Origin of the sequence: Burkholderia sp. Se-20378, from assembly GCF_017104665.1 — a bacterium.
In the GTDB taxonomy this organism is placed as follows: domain Bacteria; phylum Pseudomonadota; class Gammaproteobacteria; order Burkholderiales; family Burkholderiaceae; genus Burkholderia; species Burkholderia lata.
On record NZ_JAAGPG010000740.1, the window covers coordinates 1 to 3,272 of the forward strand.

Genomic DNA, 3,272 nt, shown 5'->3' on the forward strand with positions numbered 1-3,272 from the left:
GCCGGCGCCATGCCGGCCGACAGCAGCGCGCCGCCGGCGGCCGCGCCTGCCATCCCGCCGATGCTGAACATGCCGTGCAGCGACGACATGATCGGCCTGCCGATCGCGATTTCGACCGCGCTGGCCTCGGCGTTCATCGCGACGTCGAGCGTCGCCATCGAGAAGCCGAACAGGGCGAGCACGGCGAGCAGCGCGGGATAGTCGGGCACGACGAGGATCAGCGCCGCGCAGGCCGACATCACGAGCCCGCCCGCGAGGCACGCGGTGCGCGAGCCGACGCGCGCGATCCAGCGCGCGATGGTCAGCATCGCGGCGATCGAGCCGACGGCGACCGCGAACAGCGCGATCGACAGCAGCCCGGGGCTCAGCGCGAACTTGTCGCGCACGGTCGGCACGTGCACGCCCCACGACGCGAACATCATGCCGGCGACGAAGAACAGCGCCATCGATGCCGCGCGCGCCCGCTGGCGGGCCGGCAGCGACAACACGCGATGCGCGTCGGGCGGCGCGGCGAACGGGGACGACGATTCGGGGGAGGAGGATTCGGACACGGTAACGCTCATCAAAAGTCATGCACGGACGCACGCGGCGCCCGTCGGATCCGTCCGATTCTATCGAACCGCTTACGATCCTGCCGGGCAATGGCCGTTCGGCCGATGATCCGGTGCCCCGCGTTCGACCGCATAGGCCGTTCGACCGATGCGCGGCGCGTCGCGCCCGCGGGTAACATCGAAGCGCATGGCGTGCCTGGCGCGCCACCCTTCGACCGCAGGAGTCCTCTTGAACATCGATCCCGCTCTCGCCCTGCATCTGGTGCACCGCTGCGCGCTCGGCACGCTCGCCACCCATTCGCGCGATCCGCAGGGTTTCCCGTATCCGACGGTCGTCCCGTTTGCATCCGATGCAAGCCATCGTCCCGTGATCCTCGTGAGCGGCCTTGCGGAGCACACGCGCAATCTGGCCGCCGATCCGCGCGCGGGCTTCCTCGTCGTCGACGCGCCCGACGGCGACGTGCTGAACGCCGAGCGCGCGACGCTGCTCGGCCGGTTCGTGCCGCTCGGCGACGATCCGCACGTCACCGCGCGCTACTGTCGCTATGAGCCGGACGCCGCGCGCTACCTCGCGCTCGGCGATTTCACGTTCTGGGCGCTGGACGTCGAGCGGCTGCGCTATATCGGCGGTTTCGGGCGCATGGGCTGGGTCGACGGCACGCATCTCGATGCGCTGCCGCCGCTCGCGTTCGACGAGGAACAGGCGTTATGGGACGCGTACGATGCCGGCGATGCGCGCCGCGACGGGCTCGAATTGCTCGGTGTCGATCGCCACGGCGCCGACTGGCGACATGACGGCCGCCGCGTGCGCACGCCGTTTGATACGCCATTCGCCGATGCAGGCGCATTGCGCGAGCGGCTGATTGCATGCGCGCGGGATGTGACGTGACGTCGCGGTTGCCGGCTTGTCCGCGCTTTGTCCGTTTAGCGAGCCGCGCCATCCGATTTTCGTAAAGCTGTCGTCCGATGAAAGCTTTGATTTTTCGAATGCAGGGTAATTGCGTATGTTGATAGACCTAATAGGCAATGGCTAATGTCCTAATCTCTGTGTAGGAACGTAAAAATTTGAGAAAAGGCCGCGACCGGTCAAAATGACACGCGTGATTTTCAATTGGTCTCGGGATTTTCATGAATCTCGCTTCTATCAAATCTTTTTTGTGCTAATCTCTGCCTTCGAAAATCCGAGGCACATATATTTCATGAATGGTGAGCTGGCTGCAGACCGGCGCCATTGGTCAGATAGAAAGGGAAACTATGTCTTCTTACAAGGACCTGCTGGCCCAGCGGGAGAAGCTGGAGAAGCAAATCGAAGAAGCAAAGTCGCGTGAATACGCTGAAGTGCTGAATGACGTGAAGCAGAAAATTGCCGACTACGGCTTTTCGCTCGCCGAACTCGGTCTCAGCCGCGCGAAGGCAGGTAAGGTTGGCCGTCCGCGTGCAGGCGTTGCCGCGAAATACCGCGATCCGGAAACGGGCGCGACGTGGTCGGGCCGCGGCAAGCCGCCGCGCTGGATCGCTGGCAAGAACCGCGAACAGTTTGCAATTTAAGTGTTTGTTTAAGTTGCCTGCTCTTCAAAAGAGCCGCGTGTCCGTTAAGGAGCGCGGCTTTTTTGTTTTCAGTGGCTGACACGCTCATGGCGCTGTCATGAAAATGTAATAATCGGGCGTGAATGGAAATACGACCCGTTCGCATAAGCGGTTGATTTAAATAAGAAATTTGTGGGTATTGGCGGGGTTCGCGGGGCGCCCTTGATAGAATCGGGTATCGCACACCGATATCCCATATTTCATGTCCACGTTTTCCGGCGACGCGCAGAGCGCAGATAAGCACGCGGTTGCACGCAAGAGCACGTTCGTCAGTATTGTGCTGAATGTCGTGCTTGCGACATTTCAGATCGTCGTCGGCGTGATTGCGCATTCGCAGGCATTGATTGCTGACGGTGTGCATTCGATTTCCGATTTGATCTCGGATTTTGTCGTGCTGGTTGCGAATCGGCATAGCGGCGCATCGCCGGATGCCGACCACAATTACGGACACAGCCGCTACGAGACCGTCGCATCGCTGTTTCTCGGCGCGATCCTGATTGCGGTCGGCGTCGGCATGCTCTGGCGGGCCGGCGATCGTCTCGTTAATCTCGAAAACATTCCGGCGGTACATTTTTCCGCGCTGCTCGTCGCGCTGACGGTGCTCGTGTCGAAAGAGGCGCTGTTTCGCTACATGCTGCGCGAAGCGCGGCGCGTCCGCTCGGCGATGCTCGTCGCGAACGCTTGGCACGCGCGTTCGGATGCCGCCTCGTCGCTCGTCGTCGCAATCGGCATCGTCGGCAGCCTGGCCGGTGTGCGGCTGCTCGACCCGATCGCGGCGGCGATCGTCGGCTTCATGGTCGCGCGCATGGGCTGGACGTTCGGCTATGACGCGCTGCAGGATCTCTCCGACCGTGCGCTCGATACGACCGATACGGCCGAGATCCGCGCGCTGCTCGCAGCGACGCCCGGCGTGCGCGACGTGCATGACCTGCGCACGCGCAAGATGGGCGATGCCGCACTCGTCGACGCGCACATCCTCGTCGATCCGAAAATTTCCGTTTCCGAAGGGCACTACATCGCCGAGACCGCGCGTGCGCGCGTGCTGACCGATCCGCGCGTGCTCGACGCGCTGATTCACGTCGACCCGGAGAACGACGCGGCGCGCCGACCGGCGCTCGCGCTGCCGCCGCGAGG

The 3,272-nt window shown here is 63.4% G+C and carries 3 protein-coding genes and 1 pseudogene; 3 read left to right on the top strand and 1 reads right to left on the bottom strand.

Annotation, left to right across the window (positions count from 1 at the left end; all coding sequences use genetic code 11):
- Positions 1 to 551 (bottom strand): annotated as a pseudogene (locus tag G3N93_RS36850) (MFS transporter); the annotation flags it as partial.
- A gap of 229 nt (positions 552 to 780) precedes the next feature.
- Here G3N93_RS36850 and G3N93_RS36855 point away from each other — a divergent pair.
- The 3 genes from G3N93_RS36855 to G3N93_RS36865 form a co-directional block, all read left to right on the top strand.
- The gene (locus tag G3N93_RS36855) at positions 781 to 1,440 is read left to right on the top strand and encodes a HugZ family protein (protein ID WP_206135231.1); all 660 of its coding nucleotides are present in this window, start codon (positions 781 to 783) and stop codon (positions 1,438 to 1,440) included.
- A gap of 365 nt (positions 1,441 to 1,805) precedes the next feature.
- The gene (locus G3N93_RS36860; RefSeq protein WP_006491875.1) at positions 1,806 to 2,099 is read left to right on the top strand and encodes an H-NS family nucleoid-associated regulatory protein; all 294 of its coding nucleotides are present in this window, start codon (positions 1,806 to 1,808) and stop codon (positions 2,097 to 2,099) included.
- 241 nt (positions 2,100 to 2,340) lie between these two features.
- Positions 2,341 to 3,272: cation diffusion facilitator family transporter (locus tag G3N93_RS36865; RefSeq protein ID WP_206135232.1), on the top strand; the 932-nt coding region annotated here is incomplete at its 3' end.